The sequence below is a fragment of the Pseudomonas caspiana genome, assembly GCF_040224095.2.
Classification (GTDB): domain Bacteria; phylum Pseudomonadota; class Gammaproteobacteria; order Pseudomonadales; family Pseudomonadaceae; genus Aquipseudomonas; species Aquipseudomonas caspiana.
The window spans coordinates 1,516,176-1,539,893 of the sequence record NZ_CP167995.1 but is presented as its reverse complement, the minus strand read 5'-3'; the positions used below and the strand labels follow the sequence as shown (position 1 = coordinate 1,539,893).

Here is a 23,718-nt window from a genome sequence, read left to right as displayed (position 1 = left end):
ATGTCGGGCAAACAGCCGGTTGAAGTTCTACTTCGCCCAGCAGTGGAGCTATACACCGTCGCAGCGTGTGCAGGCGCCGCGTTTCTGTCCTTGGTGGCCCCGTGGTCGCTTGCGCTGAGTCCGGGCATGGGCGTCGGCAGCGCGCTGGCATTCAGTGCCTACGGCGCGATTCGATACCGCGATGCCCGCATCATCCTGCGCTACCGGCGCAACATCCGCCGCCTGCCGCGCTATGTGATGACGAGCAAGGACGTGCCGGTCAGCCAGCAGCGGCTCTTCATCGGCAAGGGCTTTCTGTGGGAGCAGAAACACACTCATCGGCTGATGCAGACGTACCGGCCGGAGTTCCGCCGCTACGTTGAACCGACTCCTGCATATCGGCTGGCAAGGCGGCTGGAAGAAAGATTGGAGTTCGCGCCGTTTCCGCTTTCGCGCCTGCCTGGGCTCACGGGCTGGGATGTGCCTTTCAATCCGGTGCGGCCGCTGCCGCCCGTGGGTGGCCTCCCGCGACTGCATGGCATCGAACCGGAGGAAGTGGACGTCAGCCTGCCGCTGGGCGAGCGCGTCGGGCATTCGCTGGTATTGGGTACAACGCGCGTGGGCAAGACTCGGCTCGCTGAATTGTTCGTTACCCAGGACATCCGCCGCAAGAACGCCGCAGGCGAGCATGAAGTCGTCATCGTCATCGACCCCAAGGGCGATGCTGATCTCCTGAAGCGCATGTACGTCGAGGCCAAACGCGCGGGCCGCGAAGGCGAGTTCTACATCTTTCACCTTGGATGGCCGGAGATTTCCGCGCGCTACAACGCCGTGGGGCGCTTCGGGCGCATCTCGGAAGTCGCCACCCGCATTGCCGGTCAGCTCTCTGGTGAAGGCAACAGCGCAGCTTTCCGCGAGTTCGCTTGGCGCTTCGTGAACATCATCGCGCGGGCATTGGTGGAGCTGGGACAGCGCCCGGACTACATGCTGATCCAGCGGCACGTCATCAACATCGACGCGCTGTTTATCGAGTACGCCCAGCATTACTTCGCAAAGACCGAGCCCAAGGCCTGGGAGGTGATCGTCCAGATTGAGGCCAAGCTCAACGAGAAGAACATCCCGAGGAACATGATCGGACGCGAGAAGCGCGTCGTGGCGCTTGAGCAATACCTCTCCCAGGCGCGCAACTACGATCCAGTGCTCGACGGCCTGCGCTCGGCGGTCCGGTACGACAAGACGTATTTCGACAAGATCGTCGCATCGCTTCTGCCTCTGCTGGAGAAGCTCACCAGCGGCAAGATCGCGCAGCTCCTGGCGCCGAACTACTCAGACCTGGCGGACCCGCGGCCAATCTTCGATTGGATGCAGGTGATCAGGAAGCGTGCCGTGGTCTATGTGGGCCTGGATGCGTTGTCCGACGCCGAGGTCGCCGCAGCGGTCGGAAACTCCATGTTCTCCGACTTGGTATCGGTTGCTGGGCACATCTACAAGCATGGGATCAACGATGGCCTGCCGGATGCATCGGCGAGCGCGCGGGTGCCGATCAATATCCATGCCGACGAGTTCAACGAGCTGATGGGCGATGAGTTCATACCGCTCATCAACAAGGGCGGCGGCGCCGGGCTGCAAGTCACCGCCTACACGCAGACGCTCTCCGACATTGAAGCCCGAATTGGCAACCGCGCGAAGGCCGGTCAGGTTATCGGCAACTTCAACAACCTGTTCATGCTGCGGGTCCGGGAGACGGCCACTGCTGAATTGCTGACCCGGCAACTGCCCAAAGTCGAGGTCTATAGCACCACCATCGTCTCGGGCGCCACCGACAGTTCGGACATTCGCGGCGCGACGGACTTCACGTCCAACACCCAGGACCGTATCAGTATGTCCAGCGTGCCTATGATCGAGCCATCGCACGTGGTCGGCCTGCCCAAAGGACAGTGCTTCGCGCTGCTGCAGGGCGGTCAGCTCTGGAAGATCAGAATGCCGCTGCCTGCCCCTGCCCCCGATGAGGTCATGCCGCAGGATCTGCAACAGCTCGCGGGCTACATGCGTCAGACCTACACCGACGCCACGCAGTGGTGGGAGTACACCAGCTCTTCGGTTATGCAGGACGCGGCCTTGCCTGGCGACCTGCTTGATGAGGTGGTCACCGCTGTGCGCATCGCCGACGCCGGCGCAATAGATGACACCGGCAACGAGGCCTCGCCATGAGAGACGTCGCCTCAACCGCGCAACGAGAGCAGAACGAGAGCCAAGGCCTGATCGTCGGCACCCTTACGCTACCGTTTCGGCTGCTCGGGGTGTTGATCGGCTCGCTGCTGTTTTCGATCGTCGTGGAGTGTGTCGGCATGCACCTGTTCTGGAAGGACCAGGGATGGGGCCACTCCCAGCAGATGTTGCAGTCCGAACTGGGGCACCTCTCCAGTCACTTCACGCGCAGCATGGTCGTGCAGGAGCCGGGGCGCACGGCGCACGAGCTGGTGGATACCGGCTACGAATGGGTGTTCGTGCGCTCAGGCTTGTTGGAACGGATGAGCCAGACCGCCGAGCGCGCCCACGCGCCAAGCAACGGACAGACGCGCAACTTTCGCTACTACATTAGCCAAGTCTACGTCTGGACCGAGAGCTATCTGATCGCTGCGGCCTTCACGACGCTGACCTTCATCGTGCGTCTGCTGGTCCTGGTTCTCACGCTGCCACTGATCTTCACGGCAGCATTCGTTGGTTTGATCGACGGCCTGGTGCGGCGCGACGTGCGTCGATTCGGTGCGGGTCGGGAATCTGGCTTTATTTATCACCGGGCAAAAGCGAGCCTGATGCCGCTGGTCGTGCTGCCTTGGGTGACCTACCTCGCGCTGCCGATCTCAGTGCACCCGTTGCTGATCCTCTTGCCCAGCGCAGCCTTGCTGGGCTGGGCTGTGAGTCTGACCGCCGGGAGCTTCAAAAAGTATCTCTAGACCATCAATCCGGTCGCCCACGAGTTCCGATTGTTTGCGGCCTGAAGTCGCCTTGATCTCCACGATCAAGCCATTGCTGAACACACAGGAATGGCGCGATGGTGGCTTCAACTTGGCTACGCGCCGCGCATCGCGGCGTGCCCACTTTTCTCTTGACGGCCCTCTTGATGGGGCAGTCCCCAATGGCGTTGGCCGAATCTCCGGCACAGCGCCAGGAACTGGTCGCCGCGCTGCGCCAGCTTGATGCCCTGGAGCGCACCGTCGCGAACAGCGCCGCGCATACCCCCATCACGCCGGGTGAACGCTACCACTTCGACTACCCGCGTCTCCTGGCTGATCTGGCGCGCGTGCGCGTCGGCATCCAGGACCACCTCACGCCATCGCGTGCCCAGCCGCGTGATTCCTCCGAACTGGCCGGCGACTACCGCACCGAGCTGCCGCGGACGACCGCGGAGGGCGAGCCATGAACGGTGCCCAGATCTCGGCATTTCAAGTCAACAGCGGCATCGCGCCTTCAGCGATGGCGACCGTGCTGGTCGGCGTCGTGTTTGCGGTCCTGCTCGTCTGGGGCGTCTGGGCCATCCGAACCGCCTACGTGGGGTGGTCGGAGAGCCGCCTCAACCAGCGCCAGTTCCTCGGCGTCTGCATCCGCTTTGTCGCGATGTACCTCGTCCTGAGTTTCTTCCTCCTCTCCTGACCTGAAAGGACTGACCATGCAAAGCCGTATCCTCACTACTCGTCTTGCCCAACGCGCCATGGTGGCCCTTGGCACCGCAGCGCTGCCCGCGCTGTCGTTCGCGCAGGGCCTGCCTCAGTTGGAGAACCCGACCAGGGGTACCGGCAACGGCATTATGGAGACCATCCGCAATTACGGTTACGACATCATCATGCTCGTGGCCTTGCTGGTGGTGGCGTCGATGTTCATCGGCGTCTGCTACCACGCATACGGCACCTACGCGGAAATCCACACCGGTCGCAAGACCTGGGGCCAGTTCGGCCTCACGGTCGCCATCGGTGCCGTACTGCTCGTGATCGGCATCTGGCTGCTCACCGAAGCCACCGGCATCCTGTAAGGGGCTGGCCATGTCCGAACACCAGCACGTCCGTGCCGACGGGACGGTGACGTTCCTTCCGCACCGGCTCAACCGCCATCCCGTTGTTGTGCGTGGACTCACCGCCGACGAGCTGTGGATTTGCTGCGGTCTGTCCGGCGGCGCCGGCCTGCTGGTCGGCGCGCCGCTGTCCTGGATGTTCCGCACGATCGCACTTGCGCCCACGTTCGTCGTCCTGGGCGTGGCTCTCGGCGTGTTCATCGGCGGCGGCATCCTCCGTCGACTCAAGCGTGGGCGGCCCGATACCTGGCTGTACCGACAGTTGCAGTGGCGGATCGCCACGCGCCATCCGCTCGCGGCCAGCTGGGTGGGCGGCCATATGCTGATCTCGCGCTCGGGTTTCTGGTCCACCCGCAGGTCCATGCCAAGGGGGGCGCGATGAGCCGCTTCAAGAACGAGATCACCCACCTGCAGGCGCACATCAAGACGCTGCGACTGGGCGCCGGCGCGCTGGTGATCCTCGCCCTCGTGATGGGCGGCGGCTGGTGGAGCGCACCGCGCGACCTGACGATCCACGTCCCACCGGATTTGCGCTCGGGGAGCACCCGCAAGTGGTGGGAGGTACCGCCCGAATCGGTCTACTCCTTCACGTTCTACGTGTTCCAGCAATTGAATCGCTGGCCGACCAATGGCGAGGAAGACTACCCGCGCAACCTGCACGCACTTTCGCCGTACCTCACACCGTCCTGCCACGCCTTTCTGCGTGCCGACTTCGATTACCGGCGCAGCACGGGCGAACTGCGGCACCGCGTGCGCGGCATCTATGAAATCCCTGGCCGCGGCTATGGCGATGATCCCAACGCGCGCGTGCGCGTGGTCTCCGACCGCGACTGGGTGGTGACGCTGGACATCAGCGCCGACGAGTACTACGGCGCCGAGCAGGTCAAGCGCGCCTTGGTGCGCTACCCCATCAAAGTCACGCGGGTGGACGTCGACCCCTCGCACAACCCGTTCGGCTTGGCACTGGACTGCTACGACGGCACGCCCCAGCGCATCAGCGCACCGGAAGCCTCCCGCCCAGCGGCTGGCGGCCTGTCTCCGCAAGCGCCCCAAGGAGAAACACCATGAAGCACCCTGTACTCGCGCTGCTGGGACTGCTGGCCGTGGCCTCGGCTCCCGTCGCCCAGGCCTTGGAGGTTATGCGCTGGGAACGCATGCCGCTTGCGGTGGCGCTGAAGGTCGGCCAGGAACGCATCGTGTTTATCGACCGGAACGTCCGCGTGGGCGTGCCTGCGGGTGTGGGCGAGCGCCTGCGCGTGCAGAGCGCGGGCGGCGCGGTGTATCTGCGCGCGAACGAGCCGATCGAACCCACGCGGCTGCAACTGCAAGACACCGACACCGGGGCATTGATCCTGCTGGACATTGCTGCCGAGCCGGCCAAGGGTGGCGAGCCTGCGCTGGAGCCGGTGCGCATCGTCGAGGGCGATGTGCCCTCCGCGCGCTCCGGCGATCAGCCGACCGATGCCGACGAAGTGCCAGCACCGGCCAATCGCCAGGCGGCCGCGCAGTCAGCCCGGCGCGAAACGCCAATCTCGGTAGTCCTTACACGCTTTGCCGCGCAGAACCTATACGCACCGCTGCGCACGGTCGAGCCGCTGCCGGGCGTCATGCGGGTCAACCTGCGCCGTGACCTGGACCTCGGCACCTTGATGCCGACACTGCCGGTGCGCGCCACCGCACTCGCCTCGTGGCGGCTGGAAGACCAATGGGTGACGGCCGTGCGCCTCACCAACACCGACGCCGGCTGGATCACGCTAGACCCGCGCGTGCTGCAAGGCGATTTCCTCACTGCCACCTTCCAGCATGAGGCACTCGGCCCGCGCGGCACGCCCGAGGACACCACCGTCCTGTACCTGGTGACGCGCGGGCGAGGCATCACGCAGTCGCTTTTGCCCGCCCTCCACCGCTTCGACCCGGCCACGCATTTGCCGCAGCCGGAAGCCAGCGTCGAGGATCCGAAGGACGGCAAGGAGGCTCCCCATGCGCAGTAACGGACTCCTGAAGTGGCTGATGATTCCTGTGGCCCTGCTGGTGCTGTTCTTCGGCATTCGGCTGTTCTCGGGCGGAGGGTCGTCGGCACCCTCGCAAGCCGAGACGGGTAGCCAACTCACGCCCGAAGAAATGAAGGCATTGGGCATTGCAGGCGATACCCCGCGCGACACCGTGGCAACGCTCGTCGCCCAGGTAAAGCAACTGCGCACCGAGCTTCAGACCGCGCTGTCTGATAACAAGTCCCAGCGCGAGGAGAACCAGCGCCTGCGCCAGCGCGAGAACTCGATCGACCAGCGCATCAACTCGGCGCTGGAGACCGAGCGCTCCAACCTGCGCCGCGACCAGCAACAGGCGGCCAGTGAACGCCAGCAGACCGAGGGCCTGCTCGCCGACTTGCAGCAGCGTCTGGACAGCATCGGCGGACGCGGGGGCGGCCATACAGATATGCCTGTGGGCCTGGGGCTGCGCGACGGCGACGAGGCCGGAATGGAAGGCGGCATGCGCTGGGTGGATCCAGACGATAAGAAGCCCGTCGATGGACGCAATGGCAACCGTGGCACGGGTGGCGGCACCAACTTCCCGACGAGCTTCGGCCCGGCGCAGAGCACGCTGGACACCACGGCGGAAACCGTGCCGAAGGCGAGTGAGGGCTCCACCCGGGCCAAAAGCACCAAACCCGTCTATACCGTGCCGACGAACTCGACGCTCATGGGGTCGGTGGCGATGACGGCGCTGATTGGCCGCGTCCCGATCGACGGAACCGTGAACGATCCGTACCCCTTCAAAGTCCTCGTCGGCCCCGACAATCTCACCGCCAACGGCATCGACATTCCTGACGTAGCCGGTGCGGTCTTCAGCGGCACGGCTTCGGGGGACTGGACGCTGTCATGCGTGCGCGGCCAGGTGCGCAGCATCACCTTCGTCTTTCATGATGGAACGATCCGCACGATCCCCGAGGACCGCGAGGGCAATCAGCAGAACAACCAGCAGCAGAACGCTCAAAGTGGGGGCCTGGGCTGGATCAGCGATCCCTACGGCATCCCGTGCGTCGGCGGAGAGCGGCGCAGCAATGCGCAGCAGTACATCGGCTCGCAAGCCCTCATCACGGCGGCCGGCGCCGGCGTGGCCTCGCTCATCCAAAGCGACAGCGGCCAGATGTCCTACGTGGGCTCGGACGGCTCTATTGGCACCGTGGGCATCAGCGGTCAGGAAGCGGTCGGCCGGATTCTCGCAGGCGGTGTCAAGGAGATGTCGAACTGGGTCAACAAGCTGTACGGCCAGGCATTCGCCGCAGTGTATGTCCAGCCCGGCGCCAAAGTCGCCGTCCACCTCGACAAGCCGCTCGCCATCGACTTCGATCCCGAAGGTCGCAAGGTTGATCACCGCGCAGGAGAAAACCATGCTCTCGAACTTGACTAAGGGCCTTGCGTCGGCCCTCCTCCTCGCGCTGCTGGGCGGCTGCGCCACCAGCAAGGAGGATCTGCTGACCCACGGCGACCGCTCGATGATGGATATCTGGCAGCAGGAAACCGGCGACGGCGCGGTGGGTGGTGCCGGCCAGGTGACTCACCGCCTGCTGCTCGACGCGCGCCAGAGCCTGCGCCGGCCGCTGACCGACGCCGACGTGCAGGCCGCACCCGCCGAGCAGATGCGCTACACGCGCACGGCGCGCAACGAGGTCTATCGCCAGTTCCAGCGCCTGCCCAATCCCGACCTGGTGATGTACGTATTCCCCCATTTGGCGGGCACGGACCCCGTGCCGGTTCCGGGCTACAGCACCGTGTTTCCGCTGTACCAACGCATCCAATACGCCATGCCGGGCGAGCGCGTGGAGGACTACTGATGCGGTGGAAACTCCCTTGGCCCAAGCTGGCCGCCGCAGCAAACGGAAACGACGAGCCGTCTGACGGATGGCTGCGCCATGTCGAGGCCTTGCGCCAAGCTGGCCTGCCCGAACCCGGTGCTGCGGTCCAGGGCCACAGGCCGGCGACCGTGGCTGACGAGCAGGCGCTGTACGACGTTGCGCCGTCCTTTGTGGAACTGCTGCCCTGGGTGGAGTTCCTGCCCGAGTCGAAGTCGATGCTGCTGGAGGACGGGCAATCGGTGGCGGCCTTCTATGAGCTGGTGCCGTTGGGCACCGAGGGCCGGGAACCCGGCTGGCTCGCGCATGCCCGCGACGCGTTGGAGAATGCGCTCCAGGACAGCTTCGATGAACTGGATGAGAACCCTTGGGTGCTCCAGCTCTACGCCCAGGACGAGCCCAGCTTCGACCAGTACATGCAGACCCTGCGCGACTACGTGCGGCCGAGTGCCCGCGATACGGCATTCACCGAGTTCTACCTACGCTTCTTCAGCCATCACCTGCGCGCGGTGGCCAAGCCGGGCGGCCTGTTCGAGGACACCGTGGTCACGCGGCTGCGCTGGCGCGGCCAGACTCGGCGTGTACGGATGGTGGTCTATCGCCGTTCCATCGGACAGACGAGCCGCCGTGGTCAGACCCCGGAGCAGATGCTCAACATCGTCTGCGACCGCCTGTGCGGAGGACTGGCGAACGCTGGCATCGAGGCCCGGCGCATGGTCGCCGCAGACATTCACGACTGGCTACTGCGGTGGTTCAACCCGAATCCCAAGTTGCTTGGTCCTGGTGCCGAGGACCGCGAGCGCTTCTTCGCGCTGGCGCGCTACCCCGACGAAGCTGAGGACGGCGAGATCGAACTGGCGAGCGGGCGGGATTTCAGCCAGCGGATGTTCTTTGGGCAACCACGTTCCGACGTCGCGCAAGGCGCTTGGTATTTCGACGGGATGCCGCACCGCGTGCTCGTCACTGACCGGCTTCGCATGCCACCGGGCACGGGGCACCTGACCGGCGAAACCCGCAAGGGCGATGCGATCAACACGCTGTTCGACCAGATGCCCGAAGACACGTTGATGTGCCTGACGATGGTCGCCACGCCGCAGGACGTCCTCGAATCAGACCTGAACCATTTGGCGAGAAAGGCTGTGGGCGAGACGCTTGCGTCCGAGCAGACGCTCAAGGATGTGCATGAGGCGCGCTCGATGATCGGCAGCGCGCACAAGCTCTACAGAGGCAGCTTGGCGTTCTATCTGCGTGGGCACGATGAAGCAGAACTGGACCGGCGCGGCCTTGATCTCGCGAACGTGATGCTCAACGCCGGCTTGCAGCCGGTGCGCGAGGAAGACGAGGTGGCGCCGCTCAACAGCTATCTGCGCTGGCTGCCGTGTTGCTACAACCCTGGCCTGGATCGGAAGAAGTGGTACACGCAACTGATGTTCGCGCAGCATGCCGCGAACCTATCGCCGGTGTGGGGGCGCAGCCAGGGCACAGGGCATCCCGGCATCACGATGTTCAATCGCGGCGGCGGGCCGATCACCTTCGATCCCCTCAACAGGTTTGACAGGCAGATGAATGCCCACCTCTTCCTGTTCGGACCGACGGGTTCGGGCAAGTCAGCCACGCTCAACAACCTGCTGAACCAGGTCACGGCGATCTACCGGCCGCGCCTGTTCATCGTGGAGGCTGGCAACAGCTTCGGGCTGTTCGCCGAGTTCGCGCGCAAGCTCGGACTGACTGTCCACCGCGTGAAGCTCGCACCCGGGGTGGACGTGAGCCTGGCTCCCTTTGCTGATGCACGTCGCCTGATCGAGACGCCGAGCGACGTGCAGACGCTCGATGCCGATGCGCTGGACGAGGACCGGCCACCCGACGCCACAGAGGTGGACCAGCAGCGCGACGTGCTAGGCGAGCTGGAAATCACCGCACGCCTCATGATCACCGGCGGCGAGGACAAAGAGGAGGCGCGCATGACGCGCGCGGATCGCTCGCTGATCCGTCAGTGCATCCTCAATGCGGCCGAGCACTGTGTGGCCGATGGGCGCACGGTACTCACGCGCGACGTGCGCAACGCGCTTCGCACCCGCGGCCAGGACCCGACGTTGCCGGAAACGCGGCGCGTGCGCCTACTGGAAATGGCCGACGCAATGGACATGTTCTGCCAGGGCAACGATGGCGAGATGTTCGACCGGCCCGGCACGCCGTGGCCCGAGGCCGACATCACGCTGGTCGATCTCGCCACCTATGCCCGCGAAGGCTACAACGCGCAGCTCTCCATCGCCTACATCAGCCTGATCAGCACCGTCAACAACATCGCCGAGCGCGACCAATACCTCGGACGGCCCATCGTCAACGTGACCGATGAAGGCCACATCATCACCAAGAATCCGCTGCTGTCACCCTACGTGGTGAAGATCACCAAGATGTGGCGCAAGCTGGGCGCCTGGTTCTGGCTGGCTACTCAGAACGTGGACGATCTGCCCAAGTCCGCCGAACCAATGTTGAACATGATCGAATGGTGGATCTGCCTGTCGATGCCACCGGACGAGGTGGAGAAGATTGCGCGCTTCCGCGAACTCTCGCCCGCGCAGAAGGCATTGATGCTGTCAGCCCGCAAGGAAGCCGGCAAGTTCACCGAGGGCGTCATCCTGTCCAAGAACATGGAAGTGCTCTTCCGGGCCGTGCCACCGAGCCTTTACCTCGCCCTCGCGCAAACCGAACCCGAGGAAAAAGCCGAGCGCTACCAGCTCATGCAGCAGTTCGGCATCAGCGAGTTGGACGCCGCCTTCAAGGTGGCCGAGAAGATTGACCAGGCGCGCGGCATTGAGTCGCCGACCCTGGACAGCCCCAATAGCCGCCGGAGAGAACCATGACGCCCAGACGTCCTTCCATCCCGATACAGGTGCTGGCATTCCGCCACAGGCGCTGGCGGCCTCGCTGGCTCTGGGGCTTGGCCGCCGCGCTGGTCGCGCTATTGCTGATTTGGCTTTCGTCCAGGTGGTCCGGCGATTCCACGACGCGGTCTCCCGTGGCGGTCAACACCGCACAGGTGGCTGGGCCTCCCTGGCAGTTGGGCAATCCCGAGGGCCGTTTCACCATGACGCTCTATGGGGACCTCGAATGCCCATTCTGCCGCTCCTACTTCCCGCTGCTCAAGCGCTGGGTGGGCGTCAACGCGGACGTGGCCCTGCAATGGCAGCACATGCCGCTGGCCGCGCATGAGCCGGCTGCGTCAGCCGAAGCACGTCTGGCGGAATGCGCCGCTCAAGGTGGCGGGCATGCTGCCTTTTGGCAGGCTGTCGAATGGGTCTATGCCCATACGCGCAGCGACGGCAAAGGCTTACCCGATGGTTTGCGCTATCCCAATCTCACTCCAACTATGGAACGGTGCCTGGCGAGCGAGCGGCCGGATGTGTTGATCCACGCTCAGGCCGCCGAAGCCACGAAGAACGGTGTAACCGCGACGCCATCGGTCAGGCTGCACGATCGCCAGACCGGTCAGGCCATCCTGCTGCAGGGGCCGGTCGAAGGCGATGCCCTGCTGTCGGCCATAGACATGTTGTCGGCTGACGACCTGGCCGCCAATACCATCCCCGAGATCCCTTCCGATACTACTAGCGACATGCCCAGATAGCCCGCGTGAACTCACTGGTATGGACTTTCAGTCTACCGACACGGGCAACAAAACGGTCCAGTGCCTCCGATGGATCGGTAGCCCGCCTTAGGAGGTAGGTCGTGAGCATCGGCGAAACACCAGCCAATGGCCGCGCAATGATGTTGGAATCGCGGATGGTGGCTATCTGCGAGGCACCCACCAACGCCAGGGCGAGCCCGGCCGCCACCTGCGCCATCATCAAGTCGAACGACATCACCCGTTTGGACACCCGTCGGTCCATGTCCAGAGCACGCAATACCCGTTCGATCTGGCAGGTGTAGCCTTCGCACGCCTGGGGGTCGCCCATCACCAGCGGATAACGCAATACTTCTTCCGGGGGAATTTGCGCATGCGCCAGCAAAGGATGACCCGCCGGGATCGCAACCACCAGCGGATCGCGCCAGGCCGGCTCGGCAGCAATACCGTCGCCGACATCGGCAGACTGCGCGAACCCCACGTCGTACACATCCTCGTGCAAGCCCTTAATCTGCTCGATGAGCGGGACTTCATCGAAGTAGATGGCGATTTCCGGATCTTCTTTTCGGCACAGCACCATGAGGGATGACAAGCATGCTGGGGAAATAGCATTGGACAGGGCAATACGCAACTGACCCTCATAGCCCGCTGCGGCCGCGCGCACGCTGGCGCGGGCTTGGTCCAGTGCTGCGAACACGCGCGGCACATGTTCGAGAAACAGCTTGCCGGCCTGGGTCAGTCGGGTGCTGCGCGTGGTGCGCGCAAATAACGGTGCGCCCAGGTCTTCCTCCAGTTCCTTGATCGTCCGCGACAGGGGGGACTGATCAATGTGCAGCCGTTCGGCCGCACGCGCGAAATGGAGTTCCTCGGCCACAGCCAAGAAGCAGCGAAGATGCCGAAGCTCCATTGCTTGCCGCTCCGCCTCAGCCTGCCGACCGCTTTGCTTTTGCCAGAATCAGCAACAGCACGCGTAGCGGCATGGCCGCCTCCAAGTTGTAGACCATCCGCACCACGGAGGCCTCTTCGCTCGTTCGCGCTGCTGCGTCATCGCCCGTAAGTGCGGAGCCAAAGAGGTCGCCGCCGACGTTGACACGGATGAAGGCATAGGCCTCTTGGAACAACAAGGCGGCCGTCAAGGCAGCCGTCAGCCCCTGTAACACCCGTGCGACGACCAGGAAGCCGGCATTGGGTGCCAGCCCGCACCAAGCCGATGTAAGCGTGAAGCCGATCAAGCCAGCGGCGAAGAGCCGGAGGCGGCCGAACAGGTCGCCAAGCCGCCCTCTGATGACCAGCAAGACGCCGAAGACCAGTTCGTAGCCAGCCACGATGGAACCGATCTGCGCGTAGCTCGCTCCCAGCCCGACCTGCGTGTTGGAAGTAGTGACACTGACCACAAAGAGATCAAAGGTCGTGACGAAACCGTACAACAGCAGCACAGACAAAGCTAGCCATGCCGACCCATTGACGGCGCGCAAGAGTGCCGTCGAAAGGCACGAACTTGAGTTCATTTGCATGTGTCCACGGTGAATACATGTTTACTCTAAAACCCCTATTGAGCAATTACAATTTAACTTTTTGTTATATTAATATATAAAAAGAGATAGCAATGAATCCTCTTGAACCTAATGGATTCCGATCTGGTGGCCTCCCTGCGGGCGCACCCCAAACGCCTTTCGCTTGCCGACATGATCCTGTCTAGGCGATTACACTGTGATAGTCTGAATCACTAATTGAATTGAACGACCCAAACAACGTCCTAAGCGCATAACTATCGCCGAACGATTCCATACTGGTATACACAGAATAATTAAGGATGCGCTGAAATAGCCGAATTTTTTCCGGCTATCGACTCATCAGCACTTTTGAAAAAAAGGACGTATCTCGAAATTTGCCCAATCCTTTTCGTTTTTCAGCTCTTTCGGCCGCTGCAAAGCCCTTCCTGATTAGCCCTGACACTCAGCCATGAAAATTGCTCGCTGCACGTAAAACCGGCTCTGGGCATGGTGTGGATTGCATCATGGCCGTGGCAAGTCGTGGCAGCATCTCGCGCAAGCGGAATCGACGATTAAAACGATAGGCCGCTTCTCCCAGGTAACGCCTTGCGTATTTGCCTTGCGCGATAGCGTGATACACGCCACTGATGGCGCGTTTGAGATTGTCCAGCACCACGTTGAGCCAACGTGCACCAGCCGTTTCGGTCGCGGCACGACCACCGCCAGTGTCCAGCGTGGTGTGCGCGTGGCCGGCGTCTTCCAGCCGCCGGAAGCAGGCCAGCCCATCGGTGTAGACCTCGCATTCGGGCGCCAGGCGACGGGCAATCCAGTCCTGCAGCGAGGTGTTGTCGAAGCTGCGCACCGGCTCGATCACCACAAAGTGCGGCGCGGTGAAGGTGGCATCGGTCTGCACCGCAATCAGGAACGCTTGTTTGTTCTCTGATCCGCGTCCGGCCTTGCCACCATTACGCTCGCCGCCGAGATAGGCATCGTCGATCTGCACGAAACCCGGCAGTTTCCGCATGGATTCGCGCTCGGCAATAACCTGCATGATCTTGTGTTTCATCCGCCAGGCCGTCTTGTAGTTGACGCCCAGATGCCGCATCAACTCCAGCGCGGCCATGTTGGTTTTGGACGAGGTCAACAGGTGCAAGGCCAGCATCCAGGTGCGCAGCGGCAGTTTGGTGCCTTCGAACATCGTGCCTGCCATCAGACTGGTCTGATGCCGGCACGCGCTGCATTGGTAGTAGATCGCAGCACCCCGCTTGAAACGCGACCGCGCCCGTCCAGCACAGGATGGGCAGCGAAATCCCTGCGGCCAGCGCCACTTGTAGAGCGCGCGATATCACTTGGCCTGGGTGCCGTAGGACGCGAAGAACTCAGACATCGACAATCCAGCTTGGAACTGCACGGCATAGATGCTCATCAGGCCACCTCGTTGGCTTCAGCTGACAGCAGCATCCACCCAGCGCGGCGCAGATCCTGCGACAGGCAGTTGATGGTCAGGGCTAATCAGGTCCCCGGATCGCTGTAGCCGAACCACTTCTGCATCAGATGAACACGCAGCATAGCCATCAATGGGTAGGCGGGACGGACGCCTTCGCCTTTTGGATAATAGGGCTCAATAAGGGCAGTCAACCCCTTTCAGGGCACCACCTGATACATCTCGATCAGGAACAATTCCTTGCGGGTCTGCTTGCGCTTGGCGGCGTATTCGGCGTCGCCGAAGGTCATCTGTTTCATCATCGAAAAGCTAGGCGATTGGTCTACGGAGATTTTGCCAAATTGGGAAAGTCCTTCAGAGTTTCCTTAAGACCAAAACAGCGCCAATTAAGACCAAAAAGGCCACAATGACATGAAGAGTTGGGTATAGGCTGGCAGCAGTCGCTTCAATATGTTTTGGAAGTGCCATTACCGCAAATGCTTTAAATACATTCGTCCCACTCATGCGGTGTTTTCATTACTTAATCTGGATAGAGTAATCATGAACATCACGATTCCTAAATTCTTTAGCAGTGCAATCAGCAGCAAAATAGCTACCAACCTTCAACAGTGGAAAGGCAAAGGATGCTTGCACGATCCACTAGCATGGAGGATTGCAGTGCCGGAGCTTGCCTCTTTGGACTACAAATGGGAGAAGTCAGGTCAAAATACACCATTAAACACCCCTAGACTTATGGATGTTTTTAGATTTTTTGGGAGTGTGAGCCTGGATTTACGTGACGTCCCTGGACTTGGACATGGGCGAGTCTTTCTTGCACCAAAAAAAACGAATCAGTTCAAAAATCAACTCGAAAATATCGCAAGCTCAAAAAGTTTCGCAGCCATATGCATCACAGAAGATGGCGGAGGAACTGATTTGCACTCAATTAAAACAACTGCAGTGCGAAAAAATGATCGGTATGAAATTAGCGGCCAAAAGAAGTACGTGGCCCGACTTCGTCAATCAGATATTTATATCGTATTCGCAAATGTTATTGGTTTGGAGCAAGGCCTAACAGCATTCTTGATCAATCGATCCGATTCGGCAATTGAGGTAACTGACATAAAGGCCATGGGGCTTCGGGGAATATCTTGGGGTCAACTTGACCTGAACAATATTTCGATTCCGCTCAACAATAGAATTGGCGGTGAGGGCCAGGGATTTACTATTTTTTCCATTCATTTTTCTTTTTGGCGTTGCGCAATGGCTGCTGCTGCAATAGGCGCAGCGCAAGGGGCGTTGAATGATGCAAAAAATAGATTGCAAAACCGCTACGCATTCTCAGAAAAAATTGGGCGTTTTACACATCTTCAGCAAGAGTATGCAAAGCATGCGTCTCGGCTACATATGGCTTGGCTTCTGATTCAAAGCACCGCTCAGCGCATAGAGCAGAAACAATACAGCTATGTCGATGCAGCCATGGCTAAAGCGGAAAGCGTAGAAGCGGCAATTGCAGCAGTTCAATGGAGCATGCTTGCACATGGAGCATTTGGCTATTCGTCTGAGGCAAACCTGGAGAAGACATTACGAGATCTGCTAGGACTCCGGATCGCAGATGGCACCACGGATGTGCTTCGTGGGCAAGTCGCAAGAGGGCTTCTAGGAGAAGAGCTATACGCTTTATCTTTAGGGAACCTCTGAACAACGCACCATAGATACGCGACACTACCCGCCTCATGTTGAGGAGTAATCCATGCAACTGACGTTCGGCGACGCTGAAGGCCTGGGCAAGCGTAAGCAGACCCGCCGGGAGATCTTCCTGGCCGAGATGGAGCAGGTCGTTCCGTGGCAGCACTTGCTCGGTCTGATCGAACCGCACTATCCGGTGTCGGGGCGCCCTGGTCGACAGCCATACGCACTGGCGACGATGTTGCGGATTCATTTGCTGCAGCAGTGGTATGCGTTGAGCGATCCGGCGATGGAAGAAGCGTTGCACGAGATCCCGATCTTGCGAAGGTTTGCCCGGCTCGGTGGCTTGGACAACGTTCCCGACGAGACCACGATTCTCAACTTTCGGCGCCTGCTGGAGACCCATGGCCTTGCCGCGCGCATGCTGGAAGCGGTCAACGCGCATCTGGCGCGCAAGGGCCAGAGCCTGCGGTCGGGCACGATCGTCGATGCGACGCTGATCGCTGCACCCAGTTCGACCAAGAACGCCGATCACGCGCGCGACCCTGAAATGCATCAGACCAGGAAGGGCAATCAGTGGTATTTCGGGATGAAGGCGCACATCGGCGTGGATGAGTTTTCCGGGTTGGTGCACCACGTCCATTGCACAGCGGCTAATGTCGCCGACGTCACGGTGACGCACACGTTGCTGCATGGCAAAGAAGACAGCGTGTTCGGCGACAGCGGCTACACCGGCGCGGACAAACGCGACGAACTGCAGACCTGCAAGGCAGCATTCTTCATCGCCGCCAGGCCCTCGACGACGCAAGCCATCGGCAACAACCGCGAGCGTGCTCGGGAACAGCGTTGGGAACACTTCAAGGCCAGCGTGCGCGCGAAGGTGGAGCATCCATTCCGGGTGATCAAGCGCCAGTTCGGTTACACCAAGGTCCGCTATCGCGGCCTGGCCAAGAACACCACGCAGGTGCTGACGTTGTTTGCGCTGTCAAACCTGTGGATGAAGCGAAAGCAGTTACTGCCTGCTATGGGGAGCGTGCGCCTGTAACCCGGGGATTTCCCACGGAAAGCGCCAGAAATGGCCAAACTCCGAAGATCCAAACGCGACTCTCCGCAACGACGCGACATTCCGCGCTCTCAGGCCGCGTTATTCAGACCTTCCTTAGGGCGCGAGGTTAATGATTTTTCACCGGCACGGGAGCGTCAATTATGGTAGTGAATACATTAAATTACGAGCAGGCAGTTCAGCATGGACTACTACAAGTGGGCGAAGGCGCCATAGTTTCGCCTGATGTCCGGTTTGTACCCAATGAGGACGACGGATTTAACAGCGGCCCGATCGTGATCGGTGAAAGGGCAATAATTAGATCGGGCGCCCTATTGTGCTCAGGGGTTCATATTGGTGCAGATTCGATAATTGGGCACAATACCATAATTCGAGCCAGAGCCAATATCGGGACAAAGAGCGTAATTTCACACCTCGTATGCTTGGAGAGAGATGCAAACGTTGGGAACAATGTCAGAATATCTGCTCTTACACACATCACAGGAAATTGCTTTGTAGGCGATAACGTGCAGATTGGCGCAAGAGTGGTAACCATCAATGACAATGAAATGCGCTGGCGGGCGGGCGAAATATTAAGAGCACCGAAAGTCCTCTCGGGAGCGAGAATTGGAAGTGGGGTTACGTTGCTGGGTCACGTGACTATTGGAGAGAATGCATTTATCGGTGCGGGCTCTGTCGTGACCCGAAATATTCCGGAAGGGACGCTGGCCTATGGCAATCCGGCATATGTCCAAGGCGATCGCCCCATGGGCGAGTGGCTCGCTGGAGCGAGTCAACAGCTTTTCCAAAGCAAAGAGGAGATCTGATTATGACCACCATTGGTGTATTTGCTAATATCCTCAACGAAGACGGACAGATTCTTTGCGTGCAGAGAAACTACGCACCTTATGGGTGGACGGTTCCTGGCGGGCGGCTTGAGGATGGAGAATCACCTGAGGACGGCGTCATTCGTGAGGTTCTTGAGGAAACGGGATACCGCGTTACTGTTGAAAAGCTCGTTGGCATTTATTCTGCCCCATTTAAGTCAGATCTAGTAATTTACTTTGCATGCAAAATATTAACTAGAGAGGCTTGGCAGCCAGACTCAGAAATTGCTGCTGCAGACTTCTTTCCAGTCCAGAATCTCCCCTCTCCAATGAAGAACAATACGCGAATAAGAATTGAGGATGCTTACACAGGCAAAATAGGTGTGTGGAGAACCTTCTCGAAAGAAGAGCACTCATGATGAAAGTCAATAAAAAAAAACGAGCTATTTGTTTCGATGTTGGTGGTGTTCTGGTTAAATTGGGGCCGCCAATTTCATCGTGGCTCGCCCCCCCTTGATAAATCAAAACTAGATAAGCTTCTTAATAGTTACAGCTTGGGCGAGTTGGCGCCCGAGCTGTTTTTTGCGGAATTAAAAAAGATCAGCGGCCACCCAGATAACTCCATCCCAATTGAAAAATGGTTTGTAGAAAAAAGATTGATCAGTCCTTTTTCAGGGGCTCCTGCAATGCTTTCAAAGTTGCTTGAGGTTGGCATTGAAGTTTTTCTGTTTTCAAACACTAATGAAACACACTGGGATTTCATCCGCACGTTTTCATTTGCCTACGACCATGCATTCCTGTCATTCATGATGAAAAAGAAAAAGCCAGATCCCGACTCCTTCAAAGAGGTTGAAAGAGTCACAGGCTTGGCTGGAAAGGAGATTATTTTTTTTGATGATTCGACAACTAATGTACTCATAGCCAATAGCTGCGGATGGAGCGCACACTTAGTAACTGGCGAAAGTCCGATCAACGATATTTCCGAAATACTAAGATTACATTATCAAATAGAAATTCACTAATTTACACGGTAAGCACGTTATGAATTTGTCCATTTCAGCCAAGCAAAGATCTGTGGCCATGATGGCGATTCTATTAGGAGTGGCTATGGCCATTCTTGATGCCTCAATGATAGCTGTCGCTCTTCCGAGGATTGCGCATCAATTAGAAATTTCGGCATCTAATTCTATTTTCATAGTCAGCGCATATCAGATTGCGATGGTGGCATCACTGCTTATATTTTCCGCCCTTGGTGATATCATTGGTCACAAGTCAATATATATATTGGGAGTAGTTACATTCTCATTATCTTCATTGGGCTGCGCAATTACTTCATCCTTTGAATTGCTAGTATTGCTCCGCTGCGCTCAAGGTCTAGGAGGAAGTGCATTGGCTGGAGTTAACATAGCAATTATAAGAAACATATACCCTCCTCATCTCTTTGGGAGAGGGATTGGGACTAGCGCATTGGTAGTAGCTTTGTCATTCTGTGCGGGGCCTTTGCTTGCCTCTCTAATTTTGACATTTACTTCATGGAAAGTAATTTTTTTTCTGAATTTTATACTCAGTATTGCAGTTTTTTTGTTTTCAATATTGTTTATCCCTAATGACTCAAAAAAGCTACGCGTTAAGATTCCGTGGTGGGATTTTTCAGTAGTTTTTTTTTCCTTTCTTCTGCTGTCTTCATCTCTTGCAATGGTGGGGACAGCTGGGCATGATCAGACTCGTATAAAGCTGAGTGGGTTGACTTTGATAATTGGTTTTTTTCTTCTGGCCTATAGTCCACGCTCTGTGTTGAAATTCCTACCTGCGCCCTCTAATAGAGGAGCATTTATCACTGCAACCTTGATAACTTTCTTTGGCTATATTTCACAAGGTGCCGCCCTGATCTCGCTACCTTTCTTTTTCTTTGTCGAGCACATTGCGGGGTTAGGCACCTCCGTCAAAGTGATGTTCTTCTGGTCTTTGCTTTCTGGACTTTTCGCCTACTTAGCAGGACTATGGTCGGATAAAATAGAACCTACGTATTTGCTGGTAACCGGCTTGTTTTTTATGCTCACGGGCGTGACTTTTTTGGGCTTTCTTAACATCAAAACACCGTGGTTTGCGCCACTATTTGCAGCCTTGGCTGGGGCGGGATTTGGCATGTTTCAAACTCCTAACCTGCGGCTTCTTTTGAGCTTTAGTGCAAGTAAAGAAAGCGGAAGAGCCAATGGAGTGCTAGCCACTCTTAGGCTGCTAGGACAAATGATAGGCGGCGTAGTGACCGCGGTCTTTCTTGGCCTTGATCCTATGAATGGTGCGCGCTGGTCGTTAATCGCAAGTGCCTTTTCTGTACTAATCTCTTTCGGCCTTTCTATTTTACTTGCGAAGAACGCTCTAAAATGAACGCTTGTAATTTATAGAATTGGGTCTCGCTTCGGACCCCGTTTTTTCTTTGCGGCGAGATAAACTGATATGTGGGTTGCCCGCGATGCGCTTTGTTTGTGCATGTCGCATCGGGTTCGGCGTTTGACTATGGCCCTGATCAACTTCCGGGGCACGCGACATGCCAGCATCTTTTCTCAGGTTCGCGCCAGGCTTGCGAGCCCTTGGATTAGCCGTCGTGCTGCCTGCGTCCTTGGTGGCATTCAGCCCGGCCACACTGGCTACCAATGTGCTGGTCATCACCGACAGCCGTCATCCGGTCAGGACCATGGGCGGCGAGCTGCTGATCGAGCTGGACGAAGCGCCGCGGATCGAAGCTGAGCTTTCTGCGGCACTGCCCGCCGATCCCGATCAGGCAACAGCCATCGCCAGGCGCCGGTTGAACCAAGGCGGTGCCGACCTTCAGCACCGCATCGCTTCCGCATACCAAGGCCTCACCGACGCATGGAGCTTGGGCATCACCAGCATCCCGGCCGTCGTGGTGGACCGACGCTATGTGGTCTATGGCGAGCCGGACGTGGCGCGTGCCATCGCGCGAATCGAACAGCATCGGAGGACACAGCCGTGATCCGCCCATTCGACCCGTTGCGCCGCCTGCGTGTCGCGGTGGCCTCGCTGCTGCTGGTCAGCGCCACAGCGAGCTACGCATTGAATACCGCAACCATCGTCGGTTCAGTGGCATCGCCAGATTGCCTGGAGTACCGGGTGGTGGGCATCTGCTACTGGCTCTACTGCACTGTAAGCGGCTGCACGGTGCGCACGTCCGTCAAAGTGCGCCACTACATTCCCGATGCGGTCGTCTCCAGCTACAACAACACTGGCGAAAATCCTTGGACCGAGGTGCGTGCGATGAGCGCCTCCAACGCGACAGCTCGCGCGGGTGGCGACGGCATCACTAGCGACGACCACGAGAACAATCTCGCGCGATTCAAGAACGCCGATGTCATCGGCCATCCCGGCGGCGAGGTGTTCAACCAGTTCGCGTCGTCCTCGGGCTATTTCTGCGAGGGCGCTGGCATGGCGTTCATGCCGTATCTGCTCAGCACCCTGGACACACTAGCCTGGCGCTACAACGTGCCCGAGATGGCTTACCCGGAGGCGCTGACCCCGGGCATGCGCGAGATCGGCGCGCGCTCGACGTCGAACCTCTGGGGCAACGTCTATCCGCGCGGCGGCTTCCTGCACCAGACGGACGACCACAAGGCTGGTGCCGTGGTGGCCCAACGCGCGGGGGATGTGGTCACGCGCCGCGGGCAGGTCCATGTCTATCAGCCGCTGCTGGCAAACTCGCGGCCCGGCTACTGGCCTGCTGGCGCGCTGATGGAGGGTAATGCCTCGACCGGCAAGTGGCAGGAACTCACGCCCACGCTGTCCTCGTCCTGCACGGTCTTCCCGCGCGGCGGCTCCCTGATTCAAGCCACTCAAACCACTCAAGCCCAGCAAGGCGACTACGCCTGGGCGCTGTGGCGGCCCTATGTGTGCTGCGAACGCCGGGGCCAGGTGTTCCTCGGCAGTGTCGATTTCGATTGAGGATACGGCGATGAAGCGTCCTGAACTGATGAATCTCTCTACCAAGGCACGCCGCCTGCTGCGCACCACGGCGCTGGCCGGCGCGCTTGCCCTGGGCTGCGGCCTCGCATGGGCGCAGAACGGCTTCCAGGCCAGCGGCCCCGTCATCGGCGATGAGGTCATGTATTCGATTGGTGGTGGCAGCGCGGTGTCCATGGGCCGCGCGGCAGGCATGCGTTCGATCGGAGTCGGTGCGGGCTGGAACAGCAACCTGATCTGCGGCGACATGAACATCCAGACCACGCTGAAGAACCAGCTCAACGGTGTCACGAACGGCTTTCAGCAGATCATGAGCAACGTGATCCAGAGTGCCACCAGCGCCGTGGCGTCCCTGCCTGCGCTGATCATCCAGCGCGCCGATCCAGGCTTGTACAACCTGCTCACAAATGGCGTGCTGCAGGCGCGGCTGGACTTCGACCGCTCGAAGCTGACGTGCCGCGCCATGGCCGAGAAGATGGCCGAGACGGCGGGCGGCCAGCTTGACTGGAGCCAGATGGCACAAGGCATGGCGCTGCGCGATGCGGTGTCTAGCACGGATGCCGTGTCGGCGATCGAGCAGGCCGAGACACGCCGGGGCAATGACGGCGTGCCCTGGGTGGGCGGCAGCAATGCCGGTGGCGCGGGCCAGCCGGCCATCCGAGTGGTCGGCGATGTCACTCGGGCGGGCTACAACCTGGTCAATGGCCGCAGCGTGACCGACACGTCATCCATCGCCCAAGCGAGTTGCGCAAGCCTGTCCTGCCAGACCTGGACCTCGCCGCAACAGGCGGTTGAATGGGCGACGCGGGTCCTGGGCGAGAAAGAGCAGCGCACCTGCGATGCCTGCACCAAGACCGAGACAGTGCCCGGTGTGGGGCTCACGCCGCTGATCCAGGAGGAGTACGAGGCGAAGTTGGAAGCCTTGCAGGAGCTGATCTCGGGGACGCGCAACACGACGTTCGAGAACCTGCGCGTGGCTGGCAGCACCTCGCTGCCCATCACGCGCGGCGTCATCGAGGCGCTACGCGACGAGCCCGATCAAGACCTGCTGGCGCGGCGGCTGGCGTCCGAGGTGGCGCTGTCGTCCGTGCTGGAGAAAGCTCTGCTGCTCCAGCGGACCCTGCTGACGGGCAAGAAGGAGCCCAACGTCGCCGCCAATGAACTCGCGGTGGAGGCCGTGAACCACGAGAGCGACACGCTCGACCGCGAGATCCAGAACCTGAAGACCGAGCTGGAACTGCGCCGCGAGCTGGCCAACAACTCGCCGATGGCCATCATCCAGCGCCACGGCACGCGTGCGGCGGGTTCGCGTGGCATCTACGAGGGTGATCCGGTGCCTGACCGTCTCGACCAGTTGCAGAAGGGCAATCCGGGAGTCCGGCCATGAGCATGACTGGGCTGCGGCCGCGCTGGCTGTTCAGCAGGCGCGCGGCGAAGGCGCTGATGTGGACGGTGGTGATCATTGCCGCTGCCGTGGGCACCAACATTGCTGGCATCTACATGGTCGGCAGCGTTACCGGTTGGGAGCGCTGGCTGGCGGCCGCGGAAGGCTATTTCCTGGTGTGGAGGCTCTGCCTGTACGGGACGACGGCCTATGGATGGATCTGGATGCGCCGCCGGCTGCTGGCGCGCGAGGCCGATGCGCAGGCGCGACGCCGTTTGGGGCGCAGTGAGATCGCCGGCGTCCTCGCCATCGTGGCGCTGGAAACCAGTCTGCTGATACAGGGCTAAGGGGAGAGTCAGGCA

The 23,718-nt window shown here is 59.9% G+C and carries 24 protein-coding genes and 2 pseudogenes; 22 read left to right on the top strand and 4 right to left on the bottom strand.

What is annotated here, in order from left to right; translation table 11 throughout:
* The 12 genes from traD to ABRP31_RS06865 all read left to right on the top strand — a co-directional run bounded on the left by traD (position 1) and on the right by ABRP31_RS06865 (position 11,526).
* Complete coding sequence (traD, locus tag ABRP31_RS06920; RefSeq protein ID WP_108350241.1) at positions 1–2,190, top strand: type IV conjugative transfer system coupling protein TraD; 2,190 nt, start codon at positions 1–3, stop codon at positions 2,188–2,190.
* Positions 2,187–2,936 carry a TIGR03747 family integrating conjugative element membrane protein gene (locus ABRP31_RS06915; RefSeq protein WP_102596265.1) on the top strand — a complete coding sequence of 250 codons (750 nt, stop codon included), beginning with the start codon at positions 2,187–2,189 and terminating at the stop codon, positions 2,934–2,936. The genes traD and ABRP31_RS06915 overlap by 4 nt, the downstream gene beginning before the upstream one ends.
* Before the next feature lie 98 nt (positions 2,937–3,034).
* On the top strand, positions 3,035–3,403 hold the full coding sequence (locus ABRP31_RS06910) for an RAQPRD family integrative conjugative element protein (protein ID WP_104552316.1): 369 nt from the start codon (positions 3,035–3,037) through the stop codon (positions 3,401–3,403).
* Positions 3,400–3,633: a TIGR03758 family integrating conjugative element protein gene (locus ABRP31_RS06905; protein ID WP_078591402.1), complete on the top strand. Its 234-nt coding sequence runs from the start codon at positions 3,400–3,402 to the stop codon at positions 3,631–3,633. The genes ABRP31_RS06910 and ABRP31_RS06905 overlap by 4 nt, the downstream gene beginning before the upstream one ends.
* A 16-nt stretch (positions 3,634–3,649) precedes the next feature.
* Positions 3,650–4,009: a TIGR03745 family integrating conjugative element membrane protein gene (locus ABRP31_RS06900; protein ID WP_015471975.1), complete on the top strand. Its 360-nt coding sequence runs from the start codon at positions 3,650–3,652 to the stop codon at positions 4,007–4,009.
* Between the two features lie 10 nt (positions 4,010–4,019).
* On the top strand, positions 4,020–4,430 hold the full coding sequence (locus tag ABRP31_RS06895; protein WP_104552315.1) for a TIGR03750 family conjugal transfer protein: 411 nt from the start codon (positions 4,020–4,022) through the stop codon (positions 4,428–4,430).
* Positions 4,427–5,116, top strand: coding sequence for a PFL_4703 family integrating conjugative element protein (locus tag ABRP31_RS06890; protein ID WP_012438503.1), 690 nt, complete (start codon positions 4,427–4,429; stop codon positions 5,114–5,116). The genes ABRP31_RS06895 and ABRP31_RS06890 overlap by 4 nt, the downstream gene beginning before the upstream one ends.
* A complete protein-coding gene (locus tag ABRP31_RS06885) occupies positions 5,113–6,039 on the top strand; it encodes a TIGR03749 family integrating conjugative element protein (protein ID WP_104552314.1) in 927 nt (308 codons plus the stop codon). Before ABRP31_RS06890 ends, ABRP31_RS06885 begins: the two co-directional genes overlap by 4 nt.
* Positions 6,029–7,459: a TIGR03752 family integrating conjugative element protein gene (locus tag ABRP31_RS06880; protein WP_104552313.1), complete on the top strand. Its 1,431-nt coding sequence runs from the start codon at positions 6,029–6,031 to the stop codon at positions 7,457–7,459. Before ABRP31_RS06885 ends, ABRP31_RS06880 begins: the two co-directional genes overlap by 11 nt.
* Complete coding sequence (locus tag ABRP31_RS06875) at positions 7,440–7,883, top strand: TIGR03751 family conjugal transfer lipoprotein (RefSeq protein WP_104552317.1); 444 nt, start codon at positions 7,440–7,442, stop codon at positions 7,881–7,883. Before ABRP31_RS06880 ends, ABRP31_RS06875 begins: the two co-directional genes overlap by 20 nt.
* Positions 7,883–10,765: a conjugative transfer ATPase gene (locus ABRP31_RS06870; RefSeq protein ID WP_349973362.1), complete on the top strand. Its 2,883-nt coding sequence runs from the start codon at positions 7,883–7,885 to the stop codon at positions 10,763–10,765. The genes ABRP31_RS06875 and ABRP31_RS06870 overlap by 1 nt, the downstream gene beginning before the upstream one ends.
* Entirely contained in the window at positions 10,762–11,526 is a 765-nt protein-coding gene (locus ABRP31_RS06865) for a thioredoxin domain-containing protein (RefSeq protein WP_104552442.1), read from the top strand. The genes ABRP31_RS06870 and ABRP31_RS06865 overlap by 4 nt, the downstream gene beginning before the upstream one ends.
* On the opposite strand, the gene ABRP31_RS06860 is transcribed toward ABRP31_RS06865, so the two are convergent.
* From ABRP31_RS06860 to ABRP31_RS06845, 4 genes and pseudogenes are all read right to left on the bottom strand, one after another.
* On the bottom strand, positions 11,507–12,430 hold the full coding sequence (locus ABRP31_RS06860) for a LysR family transcriptional regulator (RefSeq protein WP_039445395.1): 924 nt from the start codon (positions 12,428–12,430) through the stop codon (positions 11,507–11,509). The genes ABRP31_RS06865 and ABRP31_RS06860 overlap by 20 nt on opposite strands.
* A 16-nt stretch (positions 12,431–12,446) precedes the next feature.
* Complete coding sequence (locus ABRP31_RS06855; protein WP_349973365.1) at positions 12,447–13,031, bottom strand: MFS transporter; 585 nt, start codon at positions 13,029–13,031, stop codon at positions 12,447–12,449.
* A gap of 448 nt (positions 13,032–13,479) precedes the next feature.
* Positions 13,480–14,442, bottom strand: a pseudogene (locus ABRP31_RS06850) (IS1595 family transposase).
* Positions 14,443–14,537: 95 nt separating this feature from the next.
* Positions 14,538–14,759: pseudogene (locus tag ABRP31_RS06845) on the bottom strand (transposase); the annotation flags it as partial.
* 241 nt (positions 14,760–15,000) lie between these two features.
* On the opposite strand from ABRP31_RS06845, the gene ABRP31_RS06840 reads away from it, so the two are divergent.
* From ABRP31_RS06840 to ABRP31_RS06795, 10 genes are all read left to right on the top strand, one after another.
* Complete coding sequence (locus ABRP31_RS06840) at positions 15,001–16,140, top strand: acyl-CoA dehydrogenase (RefSeq protein ID WP_159087175.1); 1,140 nt, start codon at positions 15,001–15,003, stop codon at positions 16,138–16,140.
* A 52-nt stretch (positions 16,141–16,192) separates the two neighbouring features.
* The gene (locus tag ABRP31_RS06835) at positions 16,193–17,173 is read left to right on the top strand and encodes an IS5 family transposase (RefSeq protein ID WP_108350188.1); all 981 of its coding nucleotides are present in this window, start codon (positions 16,193–16,195) and stop codon (positions 17,171–17,173) included.
* A 161-nt stretch (positions 17,174–17,334) separates the two neighbouring features.
* Positions 17,335–17,997, top strand: a complete 663-nt coding sequence (locus ABRP31_RS06830; RefSeq protein WP_104551748.1) for an acyltransferase — start codon at positions 17,335–17,337, stop codon at positions 17,995–17,997.
* 2 nt (positions 17,998–17,999) lie between these two features.
* Entirely contained in the window at positions 18,000–18,416 is a 417-nt protein-coding gene (locus ABRP31_RS06825; protein WP_080764535.1) for an NUDIX hydrolase, read from the top strand.
* A gap of 36 nt (positions 18,417–18,452) precedes the next feature.
* Positions 18,453–19,019 carry an HAD-IA family hydrolase gene (locus ABRP31_RS06820; protein ID WP_104551747.1) on the top strand — a complete coding sequence of 189 codons (567 nt, stop codon included), beginning with the start codon at positions 18,453–18,455 and terminating at the stop codon, positions 19,017–19,019.
* 19 nt (positions 19,020–19,038) lie between these two features.
* Positions 19,039–20,385, top strand: a complete 1,347-nt coding sequence (locus tag ABRP31_RS06815) for an MFS transporter (RefSeq protein WP_104551746.1) — start codon at positions 19,039–19,041, stop codon at positions 20,383–20,385.
* A gap of 160 nt (positions 20,386–20,545) precedes the next feature.
* Positions 20,546–20,992, top strand: coding sequence for a TIGR03757 family integrating conjugative element protein (locus ABRP31_RS06810; protein ID WP_104551745.1), 447 nt, complete (start codon positions 20,546–20,548; stop codon positions 20,990–20,992).
* Positions 20,989–21,954: a TIGR03756 family integrating conjugative element protein gene (locus ABRP31_RS06805; RefSeq protein WP_104551744.1), complete on the top strand. Its 966-nt coding sequence runs from the start codon at positions 20,989–20,991 to the stop codon at positions 21,952–21,954. The genes ABRP31_RS06810 and ABRP31_RS06805 overlap by 4 nt, the downstream gene beginning before the upstream one ends.
* A 10-nt stretch (positions 21,955–21,964) precedes the next feature.
* Positions 21,965–23,359, top strand: a complete 1,395-nt coding sequence (locus ABRP31_RS06800; protein WP_024420820.1) for an integrating conjugative element protein — start codon at positions 21,965–21,967, stop codon at positions 23,357–23,359.
* Positions 23,356–23,703 (top strand): hypothetical protein, encoded by a 348-nt coding sequence (locus ABRP31_RS06795; protein ID WP_011269698.1) that lies wholly within the window; start codon positions 23,356–23,358, stop codon positions 23,701–23,703. The genes ABRP31_RS06800 and ABRP31_RS06795 overlap by 4 nt, the downstream gene beginning before the upstream one ends.
* Positions 23,704–23,718: the final 15 nt, after the last annotated feature.